Origin of the sequence: Paraplanobispora siamensis (genome assembly GCF_016863175.1) — a bacterium.
In the GTDB taxonomy this organism is placed as follows: domain Bacteria; phylum Actinomycetota; class Actinomycetes; order Streptosporangiales; family Streptosporangiaceae; genus Planobispora; species Planobispora siamensis.
Map to the genome: position 1 here is coordinate 169,680 of NZ_BOOJ01000027.1, position 21,186 is coordinate 190,865.

At 71.9% G+C, this 21,186-nt stretch carries 21 protein-coding genes and 3 tRNA genes; 10 read left to right on the forward strand and 14 right to left on the reverse strand.

Translation table 11 applies throughout. The annotated features are described in order from the left end of the window. Nucleotides 1-11: 11 nt before the first annotated feature. Nucleotides 12-692, forward strand: coding sequence for a 2-phospho-L-lactate guanylyltransferase (cofC, locus tag Psi01_RS15195; protein WP_204064642.1), 681 nt, complete (start codon nucleotides 12-14; stop codon nucleotides 690-692). 40 nt (nucleotides 693-732) lie between these two features. Here the strand turns inward: cofC and Psi01_RS15200 are convergent, their stop codons facing one another. Next, the gene (locus Psi01_RS15200; protein WP_204064643.1) at nucleotides 733-2,190 is read right to left on the reverse strand and encodes an MFS transporter; all 1,458 of its coding nucleotides are present in this window, start codon (nucleotides 2,188-2,190) and stop codon (nucleotides 733-735) included. Nucleotides 2,191-2,446: 256 nt separating this feature from the next. On the opposite strand from Psi01_RS15200, the gene Psi01_RS15205 reads away from it, so the two are divergent. After that, nucleotides 2,447-3,214 (forward strand): TetR/AcrR family transcriptional regulator, encoded by a 768-nt coding sequence (locus Psi01_RS15205; RefSeq protein ID WP_204064644.1) that lies wholly within the window; start codon nucleotides 2,447-2,449, stop codon nucleotides 3,212-3,214. On the opposite strand, the gene Psi01_RS15210 is transcribed toward Psi01_RS15205, so the two are convergent. After that, nucleotides 3,162-4,394 carry an MFS transporter gene (locus Psi01_RS15210; protein ID WP_204064645.1) on the reverse strand — a complete coding sequence of 411 codons (1,233 nt, stop codon included), beginning with the start codon at nucleotides 4,392-4,394 and terminating at the stop codon, nucleotides 3,162-3,164. The two genes, Psi01_RS15205 and Psi01_RS15210, sit on opposite strands and share 53 nt — an antisense overlap. A gap of 150 nt (nucleotides 4,395-4,544) precedes the next feature. Here Psi01_RS15210 and Psi01_RS15215 point away from each other — a divergent pair, with 150 nt between their 5' ends. Then, complete coding sequence (locus Psi01_RS15215) at nucleotides 4,545-4,748, forward strand: hypothetical protein (protein ID WP_204064646.1); 204 nt, start codon at nucleotides 4,545-4,547, stop codon at nucleotides 4,746-4,748. Between the two features lie 84 nt (nucleotides 4,749-4,832). Here Psi01_RS15215 and Psi01_RS15220 read toward each other — a convergent pair whose 3' ends face one another. From Psi01_RS15220 to leuC, 4 genes are all read right to left on the reverse strand, one after another. Next, nucleotides 4,833-5,129, reverse strand: coding sequence for an HU family DNA-binding protein (locus Psi01_RS15220; protein WP_204064647.1), 297 nt, complete (start codon nucleotides 5,127-5,129; stop codon nucleotides 4,833-4,835). 143 nt (nucleotides 5,130-5,272) lie between these two features. After that, nucleotides 5,273-5,527: an SCO5555 family protein gene (locus tag Psi01_RS15225; protein ID WP_204064648.1), complete on the reverse strand. Its 255-nt coding sequence runs from the start codon at nucleotides 5,525-5,527 to the stop codon at nucleotides 5,273-5,275. After that, the gene (gene leuD, locus Psi01_RS15230) at nucleotides 5,506-6,093 is read right to left on the reverse strand and encodes a 3-isopropylmalate dehydratase small subunit (RefSeq protein WP_204064649.1); all 588 of its coding nucleotides are present in this window, start codon (nucleotides 6,091-6,093) and stop codon (nucleotides 5,506-5,508) included. Before leuD ends, Psi01_RS15225 begins: the two co-directional genes overlap by 22 nt. An 11-nt stretch (nucleotides 6,094-6,104) precedes the next feature. Further along, nucleotides 6,105-7,484: a 3-isopropylmalate dehydratase large subunit gene (gene leuC / locus Psi01_RS15235; protein ID WP_204064650.1), complete on the reverse strand. Its 1,380-nt coding sequence runs from the start codon at nucleotides 7,482-7,484 to the stop codon at nucleotides 6,105-6,107. Nucleotides 7,485-7,581: 97 nt separating this feature from the next. On the opposite strand from leuC, the gene Psi01_RS15240 reads away from it, so the two are divergent. Beyond that, a complete protein-coding gene (locus tag Psi01_RS15240) occupies nucleotides 7,582-8,298 on the forward strand; it encodes an IclR family transcriptional regulator (RefSeq protein ID WP_204064651.1) in 717 nt (238 codons plus the stop codon). Between the two features lie 65 nt (nucleotides 8,299-8,363). Continuing rightward, entirely contained in the window at nucleotides 8,364-10,100 is a 1,737-nt protein-coding gene (locus tag Psi01_RS15245) for a hypothetical protein (RefSeq protein ID WP_204064652.1), read from the forward strand. 63 nt (nucleotides 10,101-10,163) lie between these two features. Here the strand turns inward: Psi01_RS15245 and Psi01_RS15250 are convergent, their stop codons facing one another. The 4 genes from Psi01_RS15250 to Psi01_RS15265 all read right to left on the reverse strand — a co-directional run bounded on the left by Psi01_RS15250 (nucleotide 10,164) and on the right by Psi01_RS15265 (nucleotide 11,546). Beyond that, on the reverse strand, nucleotides 10,164-11,126 hold the full coding sequence (locus tag Psi01_RS15250) for a TlpA disulfide reductase family protein (RefSeq protein ID WP_204064653.1): 963 nt from the start codon (nucleotides 11,124-11,126) through the stop codon (nucleotides 10,164-10,166). Between the two features lie 124 nt (nucleotides 11,127-11,250). After that, a tRNA-Glu gene (locus Psi01_RS15255) sits at nucleotides 11,251-11,323 on the reverse strand. Between the two features lie 15 nt (nucleotides 11,324-11,338). Beyond that, nucleotides 11,339-11,414, reverse strand: a tRNA-Glu gene (locus Psi01_RS15260). Nucleotides 11,415-11,474: 60 nt separating this feature from the next. Continuing rightward, nucleotides 11,475-11,546: transfer RNA gene (locus tag Psi01_RS15265), tRNA-Gln, on the reverse strand. 183 nt (nucleotides 11,547-11,729) lie between these two features. On the opposite strand from Psi01_RS15265, the gene Psi01_RS15270 reads away from it, so the two are divergent. Then, the gene (locus Psi01_RS15270) at nucleotides 11,730-13,712 is read left to right on the forward strand and encodes a M3 family metallopeptidase (RefSeq protein ID WP_204064654.1); all 1,983 of its coding nucleotides are present in this window, start codon (nucleotides 11,730-11,732) and stop codon (nucleotides 13,710-13,712) included. Between the two features lie 193 nt (nucleotides 13,713-13,905). On the opposite strand, the gene Psi01_RS15275 is transcribed toward Psi01_RS15270, so the two are convergent. Then, nucleotides 13,906-14,442: a PadR family transcriptional regulator gene (locus Psi01_RS15275; protein ID WP_204064655.1), complete on the reverse strand. Its 537-nt coding sequence runs from the start codon at nucleotides 14,440-14,442 to the stop codon at nucleotides 13,906-13,908. Nucleotides 14,443-14,496: 54 nt separating this feature from the next. Between Psi01_RS15275 and Psi01_RS15280 the strand changes: the two genes are divergently transcribed. Further along, nucleotides 14,497-16,044 carry an MATE family efflux transporter gene (locus Psi01_RS15280; RefSeq protein ID WP_204064656.1) on the forward strand — a complete coding sequence of 516 codons (1,548 nt, stop codon included), beginning with the start codon at nucleotides 14,497-14,499 and terminating at the stop codon, nucleotides 16,042-16,044. Here the strand turns inward: Psi01_RS15280 and gltX are convergent. Next, nucleotides 15,938-17,269 (reverse strand): glutamate--tRNA ligase, encoded by a 1,332-nt coding sequence (gene gltX / locus Psi01_RS15285; protein WP_239127743.1) that lies wholly within the window; start codon nucleotides 17,267-17,269, stop codon nucleotides 15,938-15,940. The genes Psi01_RS15280 and gltX overlap by 107 nt on opposite strands. Before the next feature lie 28 nt (nucleotides 17,270-17,297). Then, nucleotides 17,298-18,074, reverse strand: coding sequence for a fumarylacetoacetate hydrolase family protein (locus Psi01_RS15290; RefSeq protein WP_204064658.1), 777 nt, complete (start codon nucleotides 18,072-18,074; stop codon nucleotides 17,298-17,300). 23 nt (nucleotides 18,075-18,097) lie between these two features. On the opposite strand from Psi01_RS15290, the gene Psi01_RS15295 reads away from it, so the two are divergent. Together Psi01_RS15295 and Psi01_RS15300 are read left to right on the forward strand one after the other, a co-directional pair. Beyond that, entirely contained in the window at nucleotides 18,098-18,523 is a 426-nt protein-coding gene (locus tag Psi01_RS15295; RefSeq protein WP_204064659.1) for a hypothetical protein, read from the forward strand. 27 nt (nucleotides 18,524-18,550) lie between these two features. Continuing rightward, nucleotides 18,551-18,937 (forward strand): antibiotic biosynthesis monooxygenase family protein, encoded by a 387-nt coding sequence (locus Psi01_RS15300; RefSeq protein ID WP_204064660.1) that lies wholly within the window; start codon nucleotides 18,551-18,553, stop codon nucleotides 18,935-18,937. A gap of 513 nt (nucleotides 18,938-19,450) precedes the next feature. On the opposite strand, the gene Psi01_RS15305 is transcribed toward Psi01_RS15300, so the two are convergent. Further along, entirely contained in the window at nucleotides 19,451-20,047 is a 597-nt protein-coding gene (locus Psi01_RS15305) for an HD domain-containing protein (RefSeq protein ID WP_204064661.1), read from the reverse strand. Between the two features lie 126 nt (nucleotides 20,048-20,173). Between Psi01_RS15305 and Psi01_RS15310 the strand changes: the two genes are divergently transcribed. After that, a complete protein-coding gene (locus tag Psi01_RS15310) occupies nucleotides 20,174-21,145 on the forward strand; it encodes a helix-turn-helix domain-containing protein (protein WP_204064662.1) in 972 nt (323 codons plus the stop codon). The last annotated feature ends 41 nt before the right edge of the window (nucleotides 21,146-21,186 follow it).

Sequence of the window (21,186 nt, forward strand, 5' to 3'; positions counted from 1 at the left end):
GTCGAGGCGGGATGCTTAAGGTTATGCCTCCTCACCAGAGCTTCGGATGGACCCTCGTCGTCCCGGTCAAGACGCTGGTCGCCGCCAAGACCCGGCTGGCCGAGGCTGCGGGCCCGCATCGGGTCGCGCTGGCCGTGGCGATCGCCTGCGACACCGTCGAGGCCGCGCTGCGCTGCCCGCCCGTCGCCCGCGTCGTGGTGGTGACGGGCGACCCGGTGGCGGCCGACGCGCTGTCCGGGGTGGGGGCCCACGTGGTGGCCGATCCCGAGGCCGGACTCAACGCGGCGCTGCGCCACGGCGCCGGTGAGGCGGTACGGCTGGCGCCCGGCGACGCGGTGGGGGCGCTCCAGGCCGACCTGCCGGCGCTGCGCCCCGCGGAGCTGGCCGTCGTCCTGGCCGCCGCCGCGGAGTTCGAGCAGTCCTTCCTGCCCGACGCCGCCGAGGTCGGCACGACCTTCTACGGGGTACGGCCCGGCGCCGCCTTCACCCCCGGCTTCGGCGGCGAGTCGCGCGACCGCCACCTGCGGCGCGGCGCGAAGGAACTGTGCCTGAACGGGGTCGACTCGGTCCGCCGCGACGTCGACACCCCCGACGACCTGCGGGCCGCCCTCGCCCTCGGCGTGGGCCCCCGCACCCTCGCCGTGGCCGAACGCGTCGGGGGGTCCCCCGGCCGGGAGACCCCCCTGATCTGACCCGTCCCGGCGCGTCCGGCGCCGGGACGGTCCAGCCGGTTCAGTGCCCGGCGTGCTCCTCCTGCCGGGCCTGCCGGGGCAGCAGGAAGGCCACCAGGAAGGTCAGCAGGAGCATCCCGGCGACCACCCACAGGATGGCGGCCATCACCCCGCCGAAGTCGGGGACCGCCTGCGCGGCCAGCAGGTCGAAGAAGACCGTGCCGAGCAGGGCCACGCCGAAGGCGCCGCCGAGCTGCTGGACGGCGGTGAGCGTGCCGGAGGCCGAGCCGGTCTCGTGCTGCTCGACGCCGGCCAGGACGATGTCGAAGAAGGGGGCCATCAGCATGCCCATGCCGATGCCGGTGACCACGAGGGCGGGGACGAACTGCCAGGGAGTCACCGTCGCCCCCGCGGCGGAGACGGTGAACAGCAGGCCGAGGGTGCCGGCGAGCATGACCAGCACGCCGCCCTGCAGGACCTTGCGGCCGAAGCGCTGGACGGCCTGGGCGACGCCGAAGCCGGCGACCATGCCCAGCGACCAGGGGATCATGACGAGACCGGCCTGCAGGGTGGAGTAGCCCAGGCCGATCTGGGTGTAGAGGTTGAACACCAGGGTGAAGCCCGCCATCGAGGAGAAGAAGACCAGGCCGGTCACCAGGCCGCCGGTGAAGGCCCGCTTGCGGAACAGGCTGGGCACGACCAGCGGGTCACCGCCGGTGCGGCTCTTGCGGGACTCGAACCAGCCGAAGATCCCGAACACCGCGACGGAGGCGCCCATCATGACGAAGGACCAGACCGGCCAGCCGCTCTCCCGGCCCTGGACCAGCGGGTAGACCAGCAGCAGCCCGCCCAGCGTGGCCAGCAGCACGCCCGGGACGTCCAGCCTGAGCGGGTGCGGCGAGCGGGACTCCGGCAGGAAGCGCAGCCCGGCGGCGATGGCGGCCAGGCCGAGCGGCAGGTTGATGAGGAAGATCATGCGCCAGCCGGTGCCGAAGAAGTCGGCGTCGACCAGCCAGCCCGCCAGGATGGGACCGCCCACCGAGGACAGGCCCATCACCGGGCCGAACAGGCCGAAGGCCTTGCCCATCTCGTCCGGCGGGAACATCTCCTTGATCATGCCGAGCCCCTGGGGCAGCATCACCGCGCCGAACAGGCCCTGCAGGACCCGCGCGCCGACGAGCATCTCGGGGGACTGCGCGATCCCGCACAGCAGGGAGCCGACGGTGAAGCCGGCGGCTCCGATCAGGAACATGCGCCTGCGCCCGAAGATGTCGCCGAGCCGCCCGCCGGTGATCAGGCCGACGGCCATCGAGAGCGTGTATGCGGCGCCGAGCCACTGGATGGTGGCGGGGGTGCCGCCCAGGTCCTCGCGGATGCTGGGAGCGGCGATGTTCGTGACCATCGCGTCGATGAGGTCCATCACCTCGGCGGCCAGGATCACGAACAGGGCCACCCAGCGCCAGCGGTAGGCGGCCGGCACCGGCGGCGACGGGGCGGATGTCTTCACGTCTGCGGACATGGGGACTCCTTCGGGTCTCAGGACTGGGGATCTCAGGACCAGGGATCTCAGGGCTCGGAACTCCGAGGTGAACACTGATCAGTAGATCTGAACAGCGTTCACCGTACACCACCGACACGCCTCTGGTGAACATCGTTCAGTGAGCTGTGCGGTGTTCTCAAGATATGACGCATCTTCCGGCCCGACAAGATATGTCTTGAATCTGATCAGTGTTCGCCGAGACAGATCAATGTTCTGATGCCGGTAGACTGCGGATATGAGTGAGGAGCTGCCCACGCCGCCCTGGGACCGGTCACGCCGTCGCGCCGCCCCCGTCCGGGTCCCGCTCACTCCGGAGCGGATCGTCGACGCGGCCTACGTGGTCCTCGACCGCGAGGGCTACGACAAGCTGAGCATGCGTCAGGTCGCCACCGAGCTGGGCGTCGCGGTCTCGGCCCTCTACACCCACGTGAGCAGCAAGGACGAGCTGCTGGAGCTGATGTACCTGCGGCTCTTCCGGGGCTGGGAGGTGCCCGATCCCGATCCCGAGCGCTGGCGGGAGCAGGTGGCCGAGTTCGCCCGCGAGGGCCTGGACCGCCTGCGCCGGCACCGCGACATGGCCAGGATCTCCATGGTCGGGGTGCCGTTCAGCCCCGAGGTGCTGCCGCAGATGGAGCGGCTCGTCACCATCTTCCGCTCGGCCGGCCTGCCCGACCCGGTGGCGGCGCGCGCGGGCGATCTGCTGTCCACGCTCGTCGACGCGTTCGCCTTCGAGGAGAGCATCTGGCAGGACCGCTACCGCGACTCCCCCGACTTCTCGTGGACGAAGGTCAGTGAGAGCTTCCAGCAGTACTTCAAGGACCTGCCGCCCGACCGGTTCCCCAACCTGAGCGCGCTGGCCCCCCACATGATCTCCGACTCCCAGGACGACCGGTTCGACCTCGCCGTGGAGATCGTCATCCGCGGCCTGGCCTCCTTCGTCGAGGAGGCCGCTACAGCCGGAGAATCCGGCGGCAGGTCAGCACCGGCAGGTGAGCCGCGCTGATGCCGCACGCGGCGATCCACAGGAGCCCGTGCGGGCCGAACCACGCCCCCAGCACTCCGCCGAGCAGCCCGCCGAGCGGCGCGGCGCCCCACATCAGGAACCGCATGCTGGCGTTCATCCGGCCGAGCATGCGCTCCGGGGTGATCCGCTGACGATAGCTGAGCTGGTTGATGCTGAACACCGAGCCGGCCACGCCGCTGAGCAGGCAGCCCAGCGGGTACAGCGCCAGCCGCCAGCCCCCGGCGGTCAGCGGGACGAGCAGGATGGCCCCGGCCGCCCCGGCCGCCCCGCCGTACATCGCCCGCCCGACCCCGAAGCGGTCCGCCAAGCGCGGGGCGAGGACCGCGCCGGCCAGCGCTCCGACGGCGCCGCCGGTCAGCAGCAGGCCGTACACCGCCGGGCTCACGTCGAGGGTCTTGAGCAGGAAGAGAGGCTGGGCGACCAGCCAGACGCCGTTCGACAGCATGACGAGCCCGCCGACCATGGCCACCCGGCGGAGCACCGGGTGGCCGGCCACATAGCGGACCCCCTCGGCGACCTCGTCCCTGAGCCTGCGGCGCTCCCCCGCGGGCGGGGGCGCCTCCCGCGCGCGGACCCCGCCGAGCAGCAGCGCCGAGACCAGATAGCTGACCGCGTCGGCCAGCAGGGCGATCGGCGCGGTGAGCACGTGCACCAGCCAGCCGCCCAGCGCGGGACCGGACAGGACGCTGGTGCCGCGCAGCGTCTCCAGGACGCCGTTCCCGCGCAGCAGGTCGTCTTTGCCGACCAGTGAGGGCAGGAAGCTCATGTGCGCCACGTCGAAGAAGACCGAGCCGAGGCCGACGAGCAGCGCGACGATGTAGAGCTGGGGCAGGGTGAGCACGCCGAGCGCGGCGGCCGGCGGGACCGACAGCAGCGCGGCGGCGCGCAGCAGGTCGCTCCAGATCAGGATCGGGCGGCGGCGCAGCCGGTCCACCCACACCCCGGCGGGCAGCCCGAGGAGCAGGAACGCGACGGTCTCGGCGGCGGTGAGCAGGCCGATCTCCATCGGGCCCGCACCGAGGGTGAGCACCGCCGTCAGCGGCAGTGCGACGAGGGTGACCTGGGTCCCGAACTGACTGATCGCGTCGGCCCCGAGGAACAACCGGAACGACCTGTCCCGCCACATCCCGGCGCCCTTGCTCCCGGCACGCACGATCACGCATCGTCCTCGCCCCCGCCCGGCCGGTCAAACTCTTTTCCGTACGGCGGACGCCCCGGCCACGAGGGCCCGCGGGCCCTCTCCCGCACGACGGGCGGCGCACTGCGGGAGCCCGGGCGGCGCGGACGGCGCGGGCGTTAGTGTGGTGGCGTGCAGGCGACGGTGCGGATCTTTGACCCGGAGACCCGGGCGGGCTCGGTGTTCCTGGACGACGGGACCGAGGTCCCCTTCGACGCGGCGGCCTTCGACGCCGGGCCGCTGCGGCTGCTGCGATCGGGGCAGCGGGTCAACATCGTCATGGACGGCGGCCTCATCACCTACGTGACGCTCTCGACGTTCCCCGTGCCCGGCTGAGCCCCGTCCTCCCGCCCTCCGGGCCCGGACACGCGCAGGCGCCCAGACCCGCTGCGGGGATCCGGGCGCCTGCGTGCGGAGGTCCTACTTCTTGGCGGCCTTCTTGCCGCCCTCGTTGACCAGGTCCTTGAAGTCGGAGCCCGGACGGAACTTCGGCGCCCAGCTCTCGGCCACCTTGATCTCGGCGCCGGTCGAAGGGTTCCTGGCCGTGCGGGCCGGCTTGTGCACCATCTCGAAGGCGCCGAAGCCCGTGATGGAGACCTTGTCGCCACTGGCGACGGCGCTCTGGATGGCGTCCAGCACCGCGTTCACGGCCTCGGTGGCCGTCTTCCTGTCGCCCACCCGACCCGCGATGGCGTCGACGAGTTCTTTCTTGTTCATGAAGGTTGCGCTCCCCTTGTTGCAGATGTACGGGAGTGGGCCCGGGAAAAGAAAGCCCGTCTCACCCGATGTGTCGCGGCGGGGTCTCTGGCGGAGCGAGAAACCCCTTACCCGCTTGAAATTAGGGGACGGAAGCGTGCGACTCAATCACCTTCCGCAATATTTCCAGCACTCCGCGTGTTCGAAACCAGGTCATCTGCATCCATAAGGAACGATTCCAGGCGCGTGGCGGCGTGCTCGAGGTCGCGCTTGGACAGGTCGCAGATGCTCAGCAGGCGCCGGTACAGGCGCTGCTTCACCTCCGGAGCGACGGGCAGCATGCGGACGCGGCGGTGCGCCTCGCGCAACCGCCGCGCCAGATCCTCTTCTGAACGTGTCAGACGGTCGTCGGCAGCCATGACTGCCGACCATTCTCGTATGCCGCGATGTCGTCCGCGTTGCGCAGGGTCAGTCCGATGTCGTCCAGGCCCTCCATCAGCCGCCAGCGCGTGTAGTCGTCGATCTCGAACCCGGCGCTCTCCCCCGCCCAGCGGACCTGGCGCTCGCCCAGGTCGACGGTGACCTCCAGGGTGGGGTCGGCCTCGGCGGCCGACTGCAGGGCCTCGACGGTCTCGGCGGGCAGGACCACCGGGAGCAGCCCCATCTTGGTGGCGTTGTTGCGGAAGATGTCGCCGAACCGCGCCGCGATCACGACGCGGAAGCCGTACTGCTGCAGGGCCCACACGGCGTGCTCGCGCGAGGAGCCGGTGCCGAAGTCGGGGCCGGAGACCAGGATCGAGGCGCCCTGGTAGGCGGGCTGGTTCAGCACGAAGCCGGGGTCCTCGCGCCAGGCGGAGAACAGGCCCTTCTCGAAGCCGGTACGGCTGACCTGCTTGAGCCAGACGGCCGGGATGATCTGGTCGGTGTCGACGTTGCTGCGGCGCAGCGGCACGACCCGGCCGGTGTGGGTGGTGAAGGCTTCCATCGTCAGGTCTCCTAGGCCAGGTCGGCGGGGGCGGTCAGTTTGCCGGTGACGGCGGTGGCGGCGGCGACGGCGGGCGACACCAGGTGGGTGCGGCCGCCCTTGCCCTGGCGCCCCTCGAAGTTGCGGTTGGAGGTCGAGGCGCTGCGCTCGCCGGGGGCGAGGGTGTCGGGGTTCATCCCCAGGCACATCGAGCAGCCCGCCTCGCGCCACTCGGCGCCGGCGGCCTTGAACACCTCGTGCAGGCCCTCCTGCTCGGCCTGGAGCTTGACCAGCATCGAGCCGGGGACGATCAGCGTGCGGGTGACGACCTTGCGCCCGCGCAGCACCTCGGCGGCGGCCCGCAGGTCCTCCAGGCGGCCGTTGGTGCAGGAGCCGACGAAGACCGTGTCCACCGCGATCTCGCGCAGCGGGGTGCCCGCGGTCAGCCCCATGTACTCCAGCGCGCGGCGGGCGGCGGCCGGGTCGTCGGTCTCCTCGGGGACCGGCACGGCCGTCCCCAGCGGGGCGCCCTGGCCGGGGTTGGTCCCCCAGGTGACGAACGGGGTCAACGTCGAGGCGTCGATCTCCACGACGGTGTCGAAGACGGCGTCGTCGTCGGTCGCCAGCGACTTCCAGTACTCGACCGCGGCGTCCCAGGCGGCGCCGGTCGGCGCGTGGGGACGGCCCTTGAGGTACCCGAAGGTGGTCTCGTCCGGAGCGATCAGGCCCGCCCGAGCGCCCGCCTCGATGGACATGTTGCAGACGGTCATCCGGCCCTCCATGGAGAGCTTGCGGATGGCCTCGCCGCGGTACTCGACGATGTAGCCCTGGCCGCCGCCGGTGCCGATCTTGGCGATGATCGCCAGGATCAGGTCCTTGGCGGTGACGCCGGTCGGCAGCTCCCCGGAGACCTCGATGGCCATCGTCTTGGGCCGGTAGGCGGGCAGCGTCTGGGTGGCCAGCACGTGCTCCACCTCGGAGGTGCCGATGCCGAAGGCGATGCCGCCGAAGGCGCCGTGGGTGGAGGTGTGAGAATCCCCACACACGATGGTCATGCCGGGCTGGGTGAGGCCGAACTGCGGCCCGATGATGTGCACGACGCCCTGGCCCGCGTCGCCCATGGGGTGCAGCCGGATGCCGAACTCCGCGCAGTTCTTGCGCAGCGTCTCGACCTGGGTCTTGGAGACCGGGTCGGAGATCGGGCCGGCCAGGGTCGGCACGTTGTGGTCCTCGGTGGCGATGGTGAGGTCCGGCCGCCGCACCTTGCGCCCCGCCATGCGCAGGCCGTCGAACGCCTGCGGGCTGGTCACCTCGTGGACGAGGTGAAGGTCGATGTAGAGCAGGTCGGGTTCTCCCTCGGCACGTCGCACGACGTGCTGCTCCCAGACCTTCTCCGCCAGCGTGCGGCCCATGTCGCCTCCTCGCGATCCTTTATCCGTGCGCGCCGCTCCGTCGCATCGGCACGGCTCCGACTTGCTTTCTCATATGTCGAGACGGCAGTATCGGTGTATGGACAACTCTAGCGGAGTCGGCGTACTCGACAAGGCCGTTCTCGTGCTCAACGCCCTCGAGGCCGGCCCGGCTTCCCTGGCGCAACTCGTCCAGGCGACCGGCCTGGCGCGTCCCACGGCCCACCGGCTCGCGGTCGCGCTCGAGCACCACCGCATCGTCTCCCGCGACACGCAGGGCCGGTTCGTACTGGGACCGCGGTTGTCGGAGCTGTCCACGGCGGCCGGCGAGGACCGGCTGCTGGCCGTCGCCGCGCCGATCTTGACCCAGCTCAGGGACATGACCGGAGAAAGTGCACAACTTTACCGTCGCCAGGGCGACGAGCGCGTGTGCGTGGCCGCCGCCGAGCGCGCCAGCGGGCTGCGCGACACCGTGCCGGTCGGCTCGGCGCTGCCGATGTTCGCCGGCTCGGCGGCGCAGATCCTGCTGGCCTGGGAGGAGCCCGACCGCCTGCACCGCGGCCTGCGCGGCGCCAAGTTCACCGCGGCCACGCTGTCCAGCGTCCGGCGCCGGGGCTGGGCCCACAGCGTCGGCGAGCGCGAGCAGGGGGTGGCCAGCGTCTCAGCGCCGATCCGGGGCGCCGGCGGCAAGGTCGTGGCCGCCATCTCGGTCTCCGGGCCGATCGAGCGCCTCACCCGGACCCCCGGCCGGATGCACGCCGCCCCGGTGGTCGCCGCCGCCGAGCGGATCACCGAGTCGATGCGGCGCAACAGCTGAGCCCATCCGGGCGAGCCGTTCGATATCGGGAGGCAAGGACCCCGGCGGGCCCCTAGGCTGGGCGGGTGACAGATCGCATCGAGGCAGCCGCGGCTGAACTGCGTCCCCTGCTCCAAGAATTCATCCTCTGGGCGCGGGAGAACGCGCCCGGCAGCGACTCAGGCCTCGTGGGCTCCGTGGCCCTGTGGCACCGGCTCATCGCCTCCGACGACGCCGGCCGGTGGAGGACGGCCGACCTGCGCGCGGTCCTGATCGACCGGATGCCCCAGGTGGTGGAGGACCCAGAGGCCGCGGCCGAGGGCATCGTGCCCGCCGTCCGCTCCTATCTGACCTTCCTGTCGGATACGGGCCGGCTGGTCAAGGGCTCGGCCCCGCTGCGTGACCTGCTCACCGAGCTCGACCGCATCGAGGACGACGTCGTCGACGCGATGGAGGACGCCGTCTCGGACGACGACTACGACGACGAGGACGACGAGCAGGTCGAAGGGCTGGGCGACTTCGAGCCGTTCGCCGACGAGCTCGCCGCGCTGCCGACGATCCGGCTGCGCCCGGACTCGGAGCTGGCCGCGGCGGCCCGCGCGTCGGTGCTGATCGGCAAGGCCCGCGACCTGGCGGTCTGGGTCGGCACCGCGCGCCGGGTGGGCGAGGAGAACCTGCTCACCGACGCCGAGATCGCCGAGGCCGTGGCCGCCCTGGGCTTCCCCCCGCCCGCCGCGGACGGCGGCCCGCTGGCCGACTCCGTGCCCGCGCTCTGGAACGTCTGGAACCTCGCCATCGACCTCGACTTCCTCCAGCCGGAGGGAGAGGACACCGTCAGCGCCGACCCCGACGCCGCCGAGTGGCCCTTCGATGACGACGACGACGTCCTGGACGCCTGGCTGACCGGCCTGCACTCGATCGACTACGGCGACCCCGAGCTCGACGACGAAGAGGCCACGATCGCCCTGTCCGGGCTGACCCGGGCCCTGCTGCTGCGGGTGCTGCTGGCCGGCGGCTCCAAGTCCCTGACCGACCTGCGCTCCGAGCTGGCCGAGGCCGCCGCCGAATACGACGACCTGGGCGCCGAGGCGTGGGCGGCGGCGACCAAGCGCTACGGCGACCCGCTGAACCCGGTGCTCGACTGGCTGTGCGGCTACGGCATGGTCGAGGTCGAGCACGAGCATGTACGGCTGACGCCGCTGGGCACCGAGGGCCTGGTCCACCTCGTGGACGAGGAGGACATCGAGCTGGACGCCCGGCCCGCCATCGACGCGATGACGGCGCTGGACCTGCTCGCCTTCAGCGCCGAACTGCCCGAGGAGGAGGCGGACGCCGAGTTCGACGCCTGGATGGAGCTGCGCGAGCCCGGCCAGGCCGCCGGGGAGCTGCTGCGGGCCGCGGCGGAGGACGACGCCGACGCCCTGGTCAGGGTGCAGGCCGCCAGCGTGGTCGGCTCGCTCGGCGAGGCTGCCGTGCCCGCCTGGCGCGAGGCCCTCGACGAGCCGTCCCTGCGCCCCTACGCGGCGACCCACCTGGCCCAGCTCGGGATCGAAGACGCGCCCGCCCCCACCCAGGCCGACACCCACTGGCTGATCCTCGACATGCTGACCATCTCCGCCGGCCTCGGGCGCCCGGAGTTCGTCGGCAGCCTCGACGACATCGGCCCGGCCTCCACGCTGGTCCCCCTGCTGGACGTGATCTGGAAGGTCCGCCACCCGCACCTGGAGGAGCTTCTGGAGGCCATCGCCAAGGCCCACCCCGACCGCCAGGTCGGCAAGGCCGCCAAACGCGCCCTGTTCAAGGCCCGCTCCCACGAGAACTGACCGGGCCGCCCGTCGCGCCCCGGCGCCGGACGCCTCGCCGTACCGGCACCGGGGCCGGGGCCGTCAGGCGCTCTCCTGCCAGTCCGGGAGCGGACGGTAGATCGGGATGCCCGCGGTCTCCAGCTCCTCGCGCAGGGCGAAGTACTCCTCGCCGAACGGATCGACGCCCCGCAGCGGCAGGAGCCCGCGGCGGATGGCCAGGTCGTGCGGGGCGAGCCCGGCGGCCGTCTCCAGGTGCCGCTCGGCGGCGGCCGTACGGCCCGAGCGCAGCAGCCAGGCCGCGATCCGCGCGTGCAGCCGGGCCAGGCGCTCGTCCTCACTGGGGGCCCGCAGCTCGCGCAGGGTCGTGCCGGCCTCGCCGTCGGCCACCCACCGGCGCAGCGCCGCCACGGCCCGCTCGGAGGACAGGCCGTTCATCGAGCGGAAGGTGTCGGTGGCCGTCATGGTGTCCTGCGGCCGGGCGACCCGGCCGGCCTCGTCGACCCAGACCACGGTCGGCACGTTGATCACGTTGTACAGCTCCGCGATGCGGCCGTCGGCGTCCACCACCGCCGGATGGTCCGTGCCGGCCAGCCACTCGCGGGCGTCGGCGGGCTCGCGGTCCAAAGAGACGCTGAGCACGCTGAAACCTCGATCGGACAGCTCGCGGTGGAGCTCGTCCCAGGCGGGCAGGTCGTAGCGGCAGCCGCACCAGGAGGCCCAGAAGACCAGGGCCACCTTGCGGCCGCGCAGCCGCGTCAGCTCCTCGAACTCCGGCGCCACGTCCAGGGCGGTCCCGGCGGGTTCCCCGATCGCGACGACCCCCTCCTCCGCGTCGGCCACCACCGGCCGGCCGAGCAGCCCGGCGAAGGCCGCCAGGTCCACGCCCTGCTCCGTCTCGGCCGCCGCGGCGCGGAACGCGGGCAGGCAGGCGTCGCCCCGGCACCAGCCGTGCGGCTTGCGCTCCCAGCCCAGGACGGTCGCGCCGTACGGGACGACCATGCCCTCCACCGTGCTCTCCCGGCCGTCCGCCAGCAAAGTGATCATCTTCGCCCCTTCTTTGGATAGTGTCGCTATCCAATACTTGGACAGCAGTGCTATCCAGTCAAGAGGAGAAGCCCGGAAACACAGAAAACCCCCGGAAGCTGATGCTTCCGGGGGTTCCACAAGGTAGCCCCGACCGGATTCGAACCGGCGCTACCGCCTTGAGAGGGCGGCGTCCTAGGCCACTAGACGACGGAGCCTTGCGTGTGTGCGACTGGTAGTCCCGACCGGATTCGAACCGGCGTTACCGCCTTGAGAGGGCGGCGTCCTAGGCCACTAGACGACGGGACCCTGCACACTGGGGGTGGATTTGGCATAGCCGAATCCTGACAACTCCGGGAGGAGTTACCGCTGGGGTACCAGGACTCGAACCTAGACTAACTGAACCAGAATCAGTCGTGCTGCCAATTACACCATACCCCACCGCTCCGGGCTGCCCTGCGGGCCTCCCTGGCGACTCCGAAAGAATAGCCCACCTTGAGGGCCAAGGCCAAAACGGGGGCGGCCAGTCGGCCCGGAGCGAACCGGGCGCCTCCCGAGTGCTTATCGACGGCCCGTTATGTAACGCTGCTCCAGAAGATACTTCGCATAAGAGGAGCCCGCGCCGTGGCCGAGAATCCCTTTTTCGCAGCCAGCACGCTGCCCTACAACCTGCCGCCCTTCGCGCAGATCCGCGAGGAGCACTATCTGCCCGCCTTCGAGCAGGGCATGGCCGAGCAGTTGCGGGAGGTGGCGGAGATCGCGGGCAACCCTGAGCCGGCGACCTTCGCCAACACCATCGAGGCCCTCGAGCGCTCGGGCCGCGTCCTCAAGCGGGTGGCGACCGTGTTCTTCAGCATCGCCGCCTCGGACGGAACCGACGGCATCCGGGAGATCGAGACCGAGATCTCCCCCCGTCTCACCAAGCACAACGACGCCATCCACCTCGACCGCGCCCTCTACGCGCGGATCAAGCAGGTCTCCACCGAGGACCCGCAGGAGGCCTGGCTGCTGGAGAAGTACCGGGTGGACTTCGTCCGGGCCGGCGCCGACCTGTCGGAGTCCGAGCAGGAGCGGCTCAAGCAGCTCAACGAGGAGCTGTCCACGCTCGGCACGACCTTCTCGCAGAACCTGCTGAAGGCCACCACCGCCTCGGCGCTCGTCGTCGAGGACCCCGCGGACCTGGACGGGCTCTCGGAGAGCGCGATCAAGGCGATCGAGAAGGACGGCAAGTACGTCCTGCCGCTGCTGAACTTCACCAACCAGCCCGCCCTGGCCGAGCTGACCGACCGGGAGACCCGGCGCAGGCTGTACGAGCTGTCGATCAACCGCGCCCCGGAGAACTTCGAGCTGGCGATCAGGATGGCGACCCTGCGCGCCGAGCGCGCCGCCCTGCTCGGCTATCCGGACCACGCCGCCTACACCGTCGCCGACCAGACGGCCAAGACCACCGAGGCCGTCGAGGAGATGCTCGGCAAGCTGACCGGCCCGGCGGTGGCCAACGCCCGCCGGGAGGCCGAGGCGCTGAGCGAGCAGGCCGGCTTCCCCATCGAGCCGTGGGACTGGTCCTTCTACGCCGAGAAGGTGCGCAAGGCCCGCTACGACTTCGACAGCTCCGAGCTGCGCCCCTACTTCGAGCTGGACCGGGTGGTCAGGGACGGCATCTTCCACGCCGCCACCGAGCTGTACGGCATCACCTTCGCCGACCGGCCCGACCTGGCCGGCTACCACCCCGACGTGCGGGTCCACGAGGTGTCCAACGCCGACGGCTCGCCGCTGGGCCTGTTCCTGCTCGACCCCTACGCCCGGCCCACCAAGCGCGGCGGCGCGTGGATGAACAACCTCGTCGACCAGTCCCACCTGTTCGGCGAGCGGCCCGTGGTGATGAACAACCTCAACATCACCAAGCCCGCCGAGGGCCCGACCCTGCTGACCTTCGACGAGGTCAACACCGCCTTCCACGAGTTCGGCCACGCCCTGCACGGCCTGTTCTCCGACGTGCGCTTCCCCCGGGTCTCCGGCACCTCGGTCCCCCGCGACTTCGTGGAGTACCCCTCACAGGTCAACGAGATGTGGGCGACGTGGCCGTCCGTCCTGGCCAACTTCGCCAAGCACCACGAGACCGGCGAGCCGGTGCCCGCGGAGCTGCTGGAGAAGATGCGGGCCGCCGAGAAGTTCAACCAGGGCTTCGCCACCGTCGAGTATCTCGCCGCCGCCCTGCTGGACTGGGCCTGGCACCGGCTGGCCCCCGGCGAGACCGTCGCCGACGCCGAGGCCTTCGAGAACGCGGCCCTGGAGCGCGCCGGGATCGCCTTCGAGCTGGTCCGCACCCGCTACAGGACCAACTACTTCGCGCACATCTTCTCCGGCAGCGTGGGCGGCTACAGCGCCGGTTACTACTCCTACATCTGGAGCGAGGTGCTGGACGCCGAGAGCGTCGAGTGGTTCAAGGAGAACGGCGGCCTGACCCGCGAGAACGGCGACCACTTCCGGTCCACGCTGCTGTCGGTCGGCGGCGCCAAGGACGTGATGGACGCCTTCCGCGACTTCCGCGGCCGCGACCCGCGCATCGAGCCGCTGCTGGAGCGCCGCGGCCTGCTGGGCGGCTGACGCGCCGGGGCCCGCTTGGCGGCGCTGACGCGCCGGGGCTTGCTGGGGCGGCTGACGCGCCGGGGCTCTAACGGGCCCCAGTGCTCGCTGCGCCCCTCCGGGACTGTCCGGGGCCCGCCGGGACGACCCCGGCGGGCCCCGGCCGTCTCCGCGGTCTCCACGGTCCCTGCGATCAGGAGCGCGGCCGGGGTCGTCAGGACTCCAGCTCTGCGAGGGTCTCCCTCAGCCACCGCTTCTCGGCGTCCCCGGTGGCCCGGGCGATCAGCAGCATGCCGCGGTGGAAGGGGTCGGGGACCTCCTCGGCCCGCAGCGGCCTGTCCTCCTCGTAGAAGAAGCTCGCGGGGGTCTCCAGGAAGGCCAGGCGGCGGCGGAGCACCCTGGCCCGGTCGGCGCGCCCGGGCAGCTGGGACAGGAAGGTCAGCAGCCCGAAGAAGCGGGTCTGGTCGCTGATGTCGAGATCGGCCGGCTCGCGCAGCCGCCGCAGCAGCTCGGCCCGCCCGGCGTCGGTCAGGGTCAGCACCTGACGGCGGGCGGCTCCGGCCCCCTCCTCCTCGTGCCGCTCCACGAGCCCGCCCTTCTCCAGCCGGGTGATGGCCGGGTAGAGGGCGCCGTCGCTGACCGGGCGGAGATGGCCGCTGAGCCGGTGGATGCGGGCCTTGAGCTCGTAGCCGTGCATCGGCCCCTCGCCGAGGAGCCCGAGGATCGACAGGGTCAGGTCTCCGCTTGCCATGGGCGCATCGTATCGCTATACCTCTAATCGATATAAATCGAATCGAGGTAACCGATGAAGCTGGCCCGTCTCGCCCTGCCCGTCTACGTGGAACTGCTGAGCGCCGTGGTGGCGGTCGGCCTGATCGACCTGCTGTGGGTGTCCGGCCTGGGCAGCGCCGCCGTGGGCGCGGTGACGATCGCGACCACCACCGAACACCTCGCCCTGGGGATGATCCTGACCGTCGCGACGGGCACGACCGTGCTCGTCGGCAGGCGGGACGGCCGCGAACCGACCGCCCCGGTGATCCGTACGGCGTGGCTGCTGTGCGGGGCCGCCGGCCTGTCCCTGGCGGTCGCCGGGGTGCTGCTCCGCGAGCCGCTGGCCCGGTTGTTCACCGGCGACGCCGTGACGGCCGGGCTGACGGCGGACTTCTATCTGGTCTCCATGGCCGGGATCCCGGTCCTGTTCGCCCAGACCCTGGTGGACGGGATCTTCAAGGGGCACGGCGACACCGGGACGCCGATGCGCACCGCGCTGCTCTGCAACGCCCTGGTGATCGCCCTCGACCCGCTGTTCATCTACGGCCTCGGCCTGGGCGTGCCGGGCGCGGCCCTGGCCACCGTCCTGGCCAGGCTGCTCGCCCTCGCCGTCTCCCTGGTGCTGCTGTCCCGGCGGGCACAGGCCGGGGTAGGGCGGGCCCGCGCGAACCTCGCCGACGCCGCGGCCGTCGTCCGCACCGGCCTGCCCATGTCGGGCGACTTCCTGGCCAGGTCCCTGGTGGGCATGCTCCTGGTCGACCTGGTCGCCGGGTTCGGGGTCACGGCACTGGCCGGGTACGGCATCGGCATGAAGATCATGCTCGCCGGGGTGATGGCGTTCTACGCCCTGCGCCAGGCCGCACTTATCCGGACCGCCCGCTCGGGCGCGTCACACCCCGCCGCGCAACCCGCCGGGACGCGTACCGGCCCCGCCACGGCGACGGCCCCGCCCGTCCCGGAGGACGGCGGAGCCGGACCGGTCGCCACGTCCGCCGCGCGGAGCGGCGGAGCCGGGCCGACGGCCGAGCCCGTGCTGCGGTACGGCCTGGCCACGGGGGCGGCCGTGGCCGCCGTGCTCAACGCGGTCGCGGCGCCCGCGGCCGGGCTGTTCACCGGCGATCCGGCGGTGGCCGTCCAGGCCGTGGACTTCCTGCGCTGGGCGACGCTGTACCTCGTCCCGTTCGGCGGCCTGATCGCCTTCGGCGGGGTGCTCCAGGCGAGCGGCAGGGGCGGCCGGTTGCTGGCCGCCACGCTGGCGGGGTTCGCGGTCCAGCTGCCGCTGGCCTACGCGCTCGGCTCCGCGCTCGGCGTCACCGGCGTCTGGCTGGCCATGGCCGCCGGAGCCGCCCTCGGCCTCGCGGGAGCCGTGCCCGGTCCCGCGGAGGCCGTGCTCCGCGCGGCGAGAGCCGTACCGGGCGTGCGGAAGAGCGCACCGGGTGCGGCGGAGGCCGTACCCGGTGCGGTGAAGACCGTCGTCAGCCCTGCAGACGCTCCAGAGCGGCCCGCAGCCGGGCTGTGGAGCGCTCGCGGCCGAGGACCTCGATCGACTCGAACAGCGGCAGGCCGACGGTCCGGCCGGTGATCGCCACCCGGACCGGCGCCTGCGCCTTGCCGAGCTTGAGGCCGTGCTCGGCGCCGACCTCCTCCAGGGCGGTCTTCAGGGACTCGGGGTCCATCTCCGCCGTCTCCAGGCGGGCGAGATAGCCGCTGAGGATCTCCGCGGCCGGGCCCTTCATCGCCTTGTCCCACGAGGCCTGGTCGAAGAAGGGCTCGTCCAGGAAGAGGAAGTCGACGTTCGCGCTGATCTCGGACAGCACGGCGACGCGGGTCTGGGCCAGCTCGGCGACCTTGGCGAAGGTCGCGCGGTCCCAGTCGGCGTCGAGCCAGGGCTCGACCCGCTTGACGAACTCGTCGGGGGACAGCGCCCGGATGTACTCGCCGTTGAAGGCGCGCAGCTTCTTCTCGTCGAAGAAGGCGCTGGCGGAGTTGACGCTCTCCAGCTTGAACAGCGGCATCATCTCCGACCAGGGCATGATCTCCCGGTCCTCGCCGGGGCCCCAGCCGAGCAGCATCAGGTAGTTGACCATCGCCTCGGCCAGGTAGCCCTCCTCGCGGTAGGACTCCAGGGCGACCTTGTCACGGCGCTTGGAGAGCTTCTTGCGCTGCTCGTTGACGATGACCGGCAGGTGCGCCCAGACCGGCGGGTTGGCACCCAGCGCGGGCCACAGCAGCTCCTGGCGCTGGGCGTTGCCCAGGTGCTCCTCGCCGCGGACCACGTGGGTGATGCCCTGGGTGATGTCGTCGACGGCGTTGGCCAGCACATACAGCGGGGAGCCGTCGCTGCGCGCGATGACGAAGTCCTCCTGGGCGTCGTTGGGGAACTCCACCCGGCCGCGGATCAGGTCGTCCACGACGGTGACGCCCTCGTCGGGGGTGCGGAAGCGCACCGCGCCCTCGGTCAGGCCGCGGTCGCGGCAGAAGCCGTCGTAGCCCTTGTGCTCGGAGCCGGTGCGCTCCTGGAGCCGCTCACGGGTGCAGTCGCAGTAGTACGCCTTGCCGTCGGCCAGCAGCTTGGCGACGGCCTCGCGGTGCTGCGGCTCGAAGGCCGACTGGAAGAACGGTCCCTCGAAGACCGGGCTCTCCTCGCTGATCCCGATCCAGGCCAGGGCCGAGAGGATGCCCTCGGTCCACTCCGGGCGGTTGCGGGTGGCGTCGGTGTCCTCGATGCGCAGGACGAACCGGCCGCCCGCCTGCTGGGCCAGCGCCCAGTTGAACAGCGCGGTGCGGGCGCCGCCGACATGGAACATGCCGGTGGGCGAGGGAGCGAAACGAACCCTAATCACGGGGAACCACCCGGTTGGTGAGAGTGCCGATACCTTCGATGGCGACGCTGACCTCGTCCCCGACCTGGAGCGGGCCGACCCCTTCGGGCGTCCCGGTCAGGATGACGTCGCCGGGGATGAGGGTCATGACCGCGCTCACGTGGGCGATCAGCGCCGGGATGTCGTACATGAGCTTGGAGGTGCGCGAGCTCTGCCGTACCTCGCCGTTCACCGTCGTGGTGATGCCCAGGTCGGCCGGGTCGAGCTCGGTCTGGATCCACGGGCCGAGCGGGCAGAAGGTGTCGAAGCCCTTGGCCCGGGTGAACTGAACGTCCTTCTTCTGCAGGTCCCTGGCCGTGACGTCGTTGGCGCAGGTGTAGCCGAAGATCACCTCGTGGGCCCGCTCGACCGGGACCTCCCGGCAGAGCCGGCCGATCACCACGGCCAGCTCGCCCTCGTAGTCGACCCGCTCCGACAGCGCGGTCGGATAGGCGATGGCCTCGGCCGGGCCGATCACCGAGGTGGACGGCTTCAGGAAGACCAGCGGCTCGTCGGGGACCTCGCCGCCCATCTCACGGGCGTGGTCGGCGTAGTTCTTGCCGATGGCCACGACCTTGCTGGGCAGCATGGGCGCGAGCAGCCTGACCTGGGAGAGCGAGTGGCGCTCGCCGGTGAACTGGATCGGGCCGAACGGGTGCCCCGAGATCGCGGAGATGAACTCCTCCCCCGGCCCGCCCTCGACCACGCCGAATCCGACACCTTCACCTGTGGAGAACCTCGCTATACGCACCCCCCAAGGCTAAGGGGTGTCCTGTGAATCTTCGTGCCCGCTGCGCCCGCCGGGCCGGAGAGCAGGTAAAGACAAGCCAGGGGGCGCGGTTCCGCAGGGAGGTCGCCGCCACCCGGGTCCTCGTCTTCGGATGGGTGGGCGGCGCGGTCGGCCTCTTCCTGCTCGGCTGGGGTTGTACGGCGCTGGCGGGCGGCTTCGTCAGTCTGCTCCGCCTGCCCGCCCTCTTCATCACCCGGATCACCACATCGCTGGACATCGCTGGACATCGCTGGACATCGCTGGACTACGAGATCCTGCCGATCGCCTTCCTGGTCGGCGACGGCGTGCTCTTCGGGCTCCTGACCGGATGGCTCGTGGGCGCGGTGGTCGTGCTGGCATACCGCAAGGTCAAGCCCGGCCCGCCGAAGACCACCGCGTGGGCATCGCCCGGGCCGGGGCCCGTAGGGTGATCGTGGAAGTCACGTGAGGAGGCGACGATGTCGGTTGTGAAGATCAACGTTCTGACCGTGCCCGCGGAGATGCGCGAGGAACTGGAGCGCAGGTTCTCGAACCGGGCCGGGATGGTGGAGTCGGCCGACGGGTTCGAGTGGTTCGAGCTGCTGCGCCCGATGGAGGGCACCGACCGGTACATGGTCTACACCCGCTGGCGGTCCGAGGAGGACTTCACCCGCTGGACCGAGAGCCAGGCCTTCCAGCGCGGCCACGCCCAGGCCGCCGCCGAGGCGGGCGCCCAGGGTCACGGACACGGGCAGGCGCAGGGCCAGGGTCACGGCCACGGACATGGTCACGGCCAGGGCCCGGCCGCCTCGGGGTCCGAGATCTGGTCCTTCGAAGTCGTCCAGAGCACCGGCCCCAAGGCCTGACCACTGCCCGCCGTACGGGTGGGTCCTGAGGCTGAGAGCGGGTACGGCGGTGCGTGGTCAGCCGTGTGCCGCCCGCCCGTGGAGCGGGTCTGCGGTGGGCCGGGTGTCGCCCACCGACGCCGCGCCGTATCGCAGCCGGGTCCGCCGCGGGCGCCAGGACGCCGGGCGGTTCCGGTAGATCAGCGCCGAGGACGGCCTCGGCGTCAGCGCTCATCGAATCGTCAGGACCTGTGGCGGTGCCCAGGCCATCGCTCCTGACCTTCAGACTGGTCACCAGGCAGTGGACCCCGGTGCCCACCCGGCGCTCCTCGCCCGCCCTTCGTCACGGCTGCTCCGGTGTCCGGCTGCTCGGATGCCGTGAACGCCCCGTGCCGTGGGCCGGCTCGGCTGTCGTGCGGCGCAGCCCGGGTGGGCAGCACCTGGCCCACCACGGACGCGCCTCACGGGTGGGCAGCACCCGGCCCACCGTGAACACGCCCCGCAGACGGCCCGCCGTACCCGCCCCCTCAGGGCTTACCTGTCCAGGGCGTTGGCGGCGATGCGGGCGGCCACGCCGTTGCGGACGAAGCCGCCGGCGAGGCTGTCGGGCTTGCGGGTGCCCTGGGCGGTGATGCAGGCGGTGAACTCCTCGGCGATTCCGAGGCGGGGGTAGCTCTCCAGGACCTCGGCGCGGAGGTCCTCGGGCCAGTCCTGGGGGTTGCGGCCGGAGATGTCGAGGCCGGTGGACAGCTCCAGCAGGTGGCCCTCGGGGTCCTGGGCGACGTCGACCTCGTCCCACATGTGGCGGACGATCACTTCGGAGGCGCGCACGCGGCGCTCGACCGGCCAGCCCGCGCCCGCGCAGAAGATCCACGCCACGTGGCCCCCTGCCTCCTCGAAGGGCACCGTGTGGCTGTCGAACTCCGCCACCAGGCCGATGTCGTGGAACATCGAGGAGACGTAGAGCAGCTCGGCGTCGAAGGCGATGCCCCGCCGGTCGGCGTAGGCCGCGGCCCACAGGTAGGCCCGGATCGAGTGGTTGAGCAGCGCGGGCGGGCAGTAGGCGGTGGCCGCCTCCAGCGCGGCGCGGGCGGCGGGCGTCTCGGGGATCACGATGTCGGCGAGTCTCATGGGACCAGGATCACCGGGTACGGTCCGCCGGACGAGTGGCCGGGAGGTCATCGACCGATAGGATCCCGCCACGTACGGCCTCACGAGACGAGTGGCTGGAATACCGCCGACCGATAGGATCCCGCCATGGGGTTCTCCACGGTCGCGGTGCTGATGTTCGACCGGATCCCCCTGTTCGAGGCCTCGGTGCCGATCGCGGTGTTCGGCGAGCGGCGGGAGGACCGGCCGGAGTTCGACGTGCGGGTGATCGCCGCCGAGGGCGGCCCGGTCCGCACGGACGCGGGCGTCACCCTCGCCGCGCCGCACGACCTGGACGCCGTGGAGGGCGCCGACCTGGTCATCGTGCCGACCTGGCGGCGGCCGTCGGTCGACGACCCGCCCCCGGACGAGGCGCTGGAGGCGCTGCGCCGGGCCCACTCCGCGGGCGCGACGGTGGTCTCGCTGTGCCTGGGCACGTTCGTGCTGGCCGCCACCGGCCTGCTGGACGGGCGCCCGGCCACCACCCACTGGCGCTACGCCGGGCTGCTGGCCTCGATGCACCCGCGCGTCGAGGTCCGGCCCGACGTGCTCTACGTGGACGAGGGCGACATCCTCACCTCCGCGGGCAGCACCGGCGGCATCGACCTCTGCCTGCACCTCGTGCGCCGCTCGCACGGCACCCAGGCGGCCAACAGCATCGCCCGCGGGCTGGTCACGCCGCCCCACCGGTCCGGAGGCCAGGCGCAGTACATCGACCATCCCGTCCCCGCCCCGGCCACCGGCGACCCGTTCGGCGACACCCTCGACTGGGCCCTGCGGCACCTGGACCGCGAGCTCACCGTGGACGGCCTGGCGGCCCGGGCGCTGATGAGCAGGCGTACCTTCGACCGGCGCTTCCGCCAGGTCACCGGGACCACTCCCGCGCAGTGGCTGCTGCACCAGCGGGTCCTGCACGCCCAGCGGCTGCTGGAGACGACGGCCGAGCCGGTCGAGCAGGTGGCCCGCCGGGCGGGCTTCGCCTCGGCGGTGGCGCTGCGCCCGCACTTCCGCCGTCACGTGGGGGTCTCCCCGACGGCCTACCGGGAGACCTTTGGCGCGAATCTCTCGGTGGGTGGCTGAGGCCGCCCTCACGCGGACGCCGCCGGCCGCTCCAGGCTGGG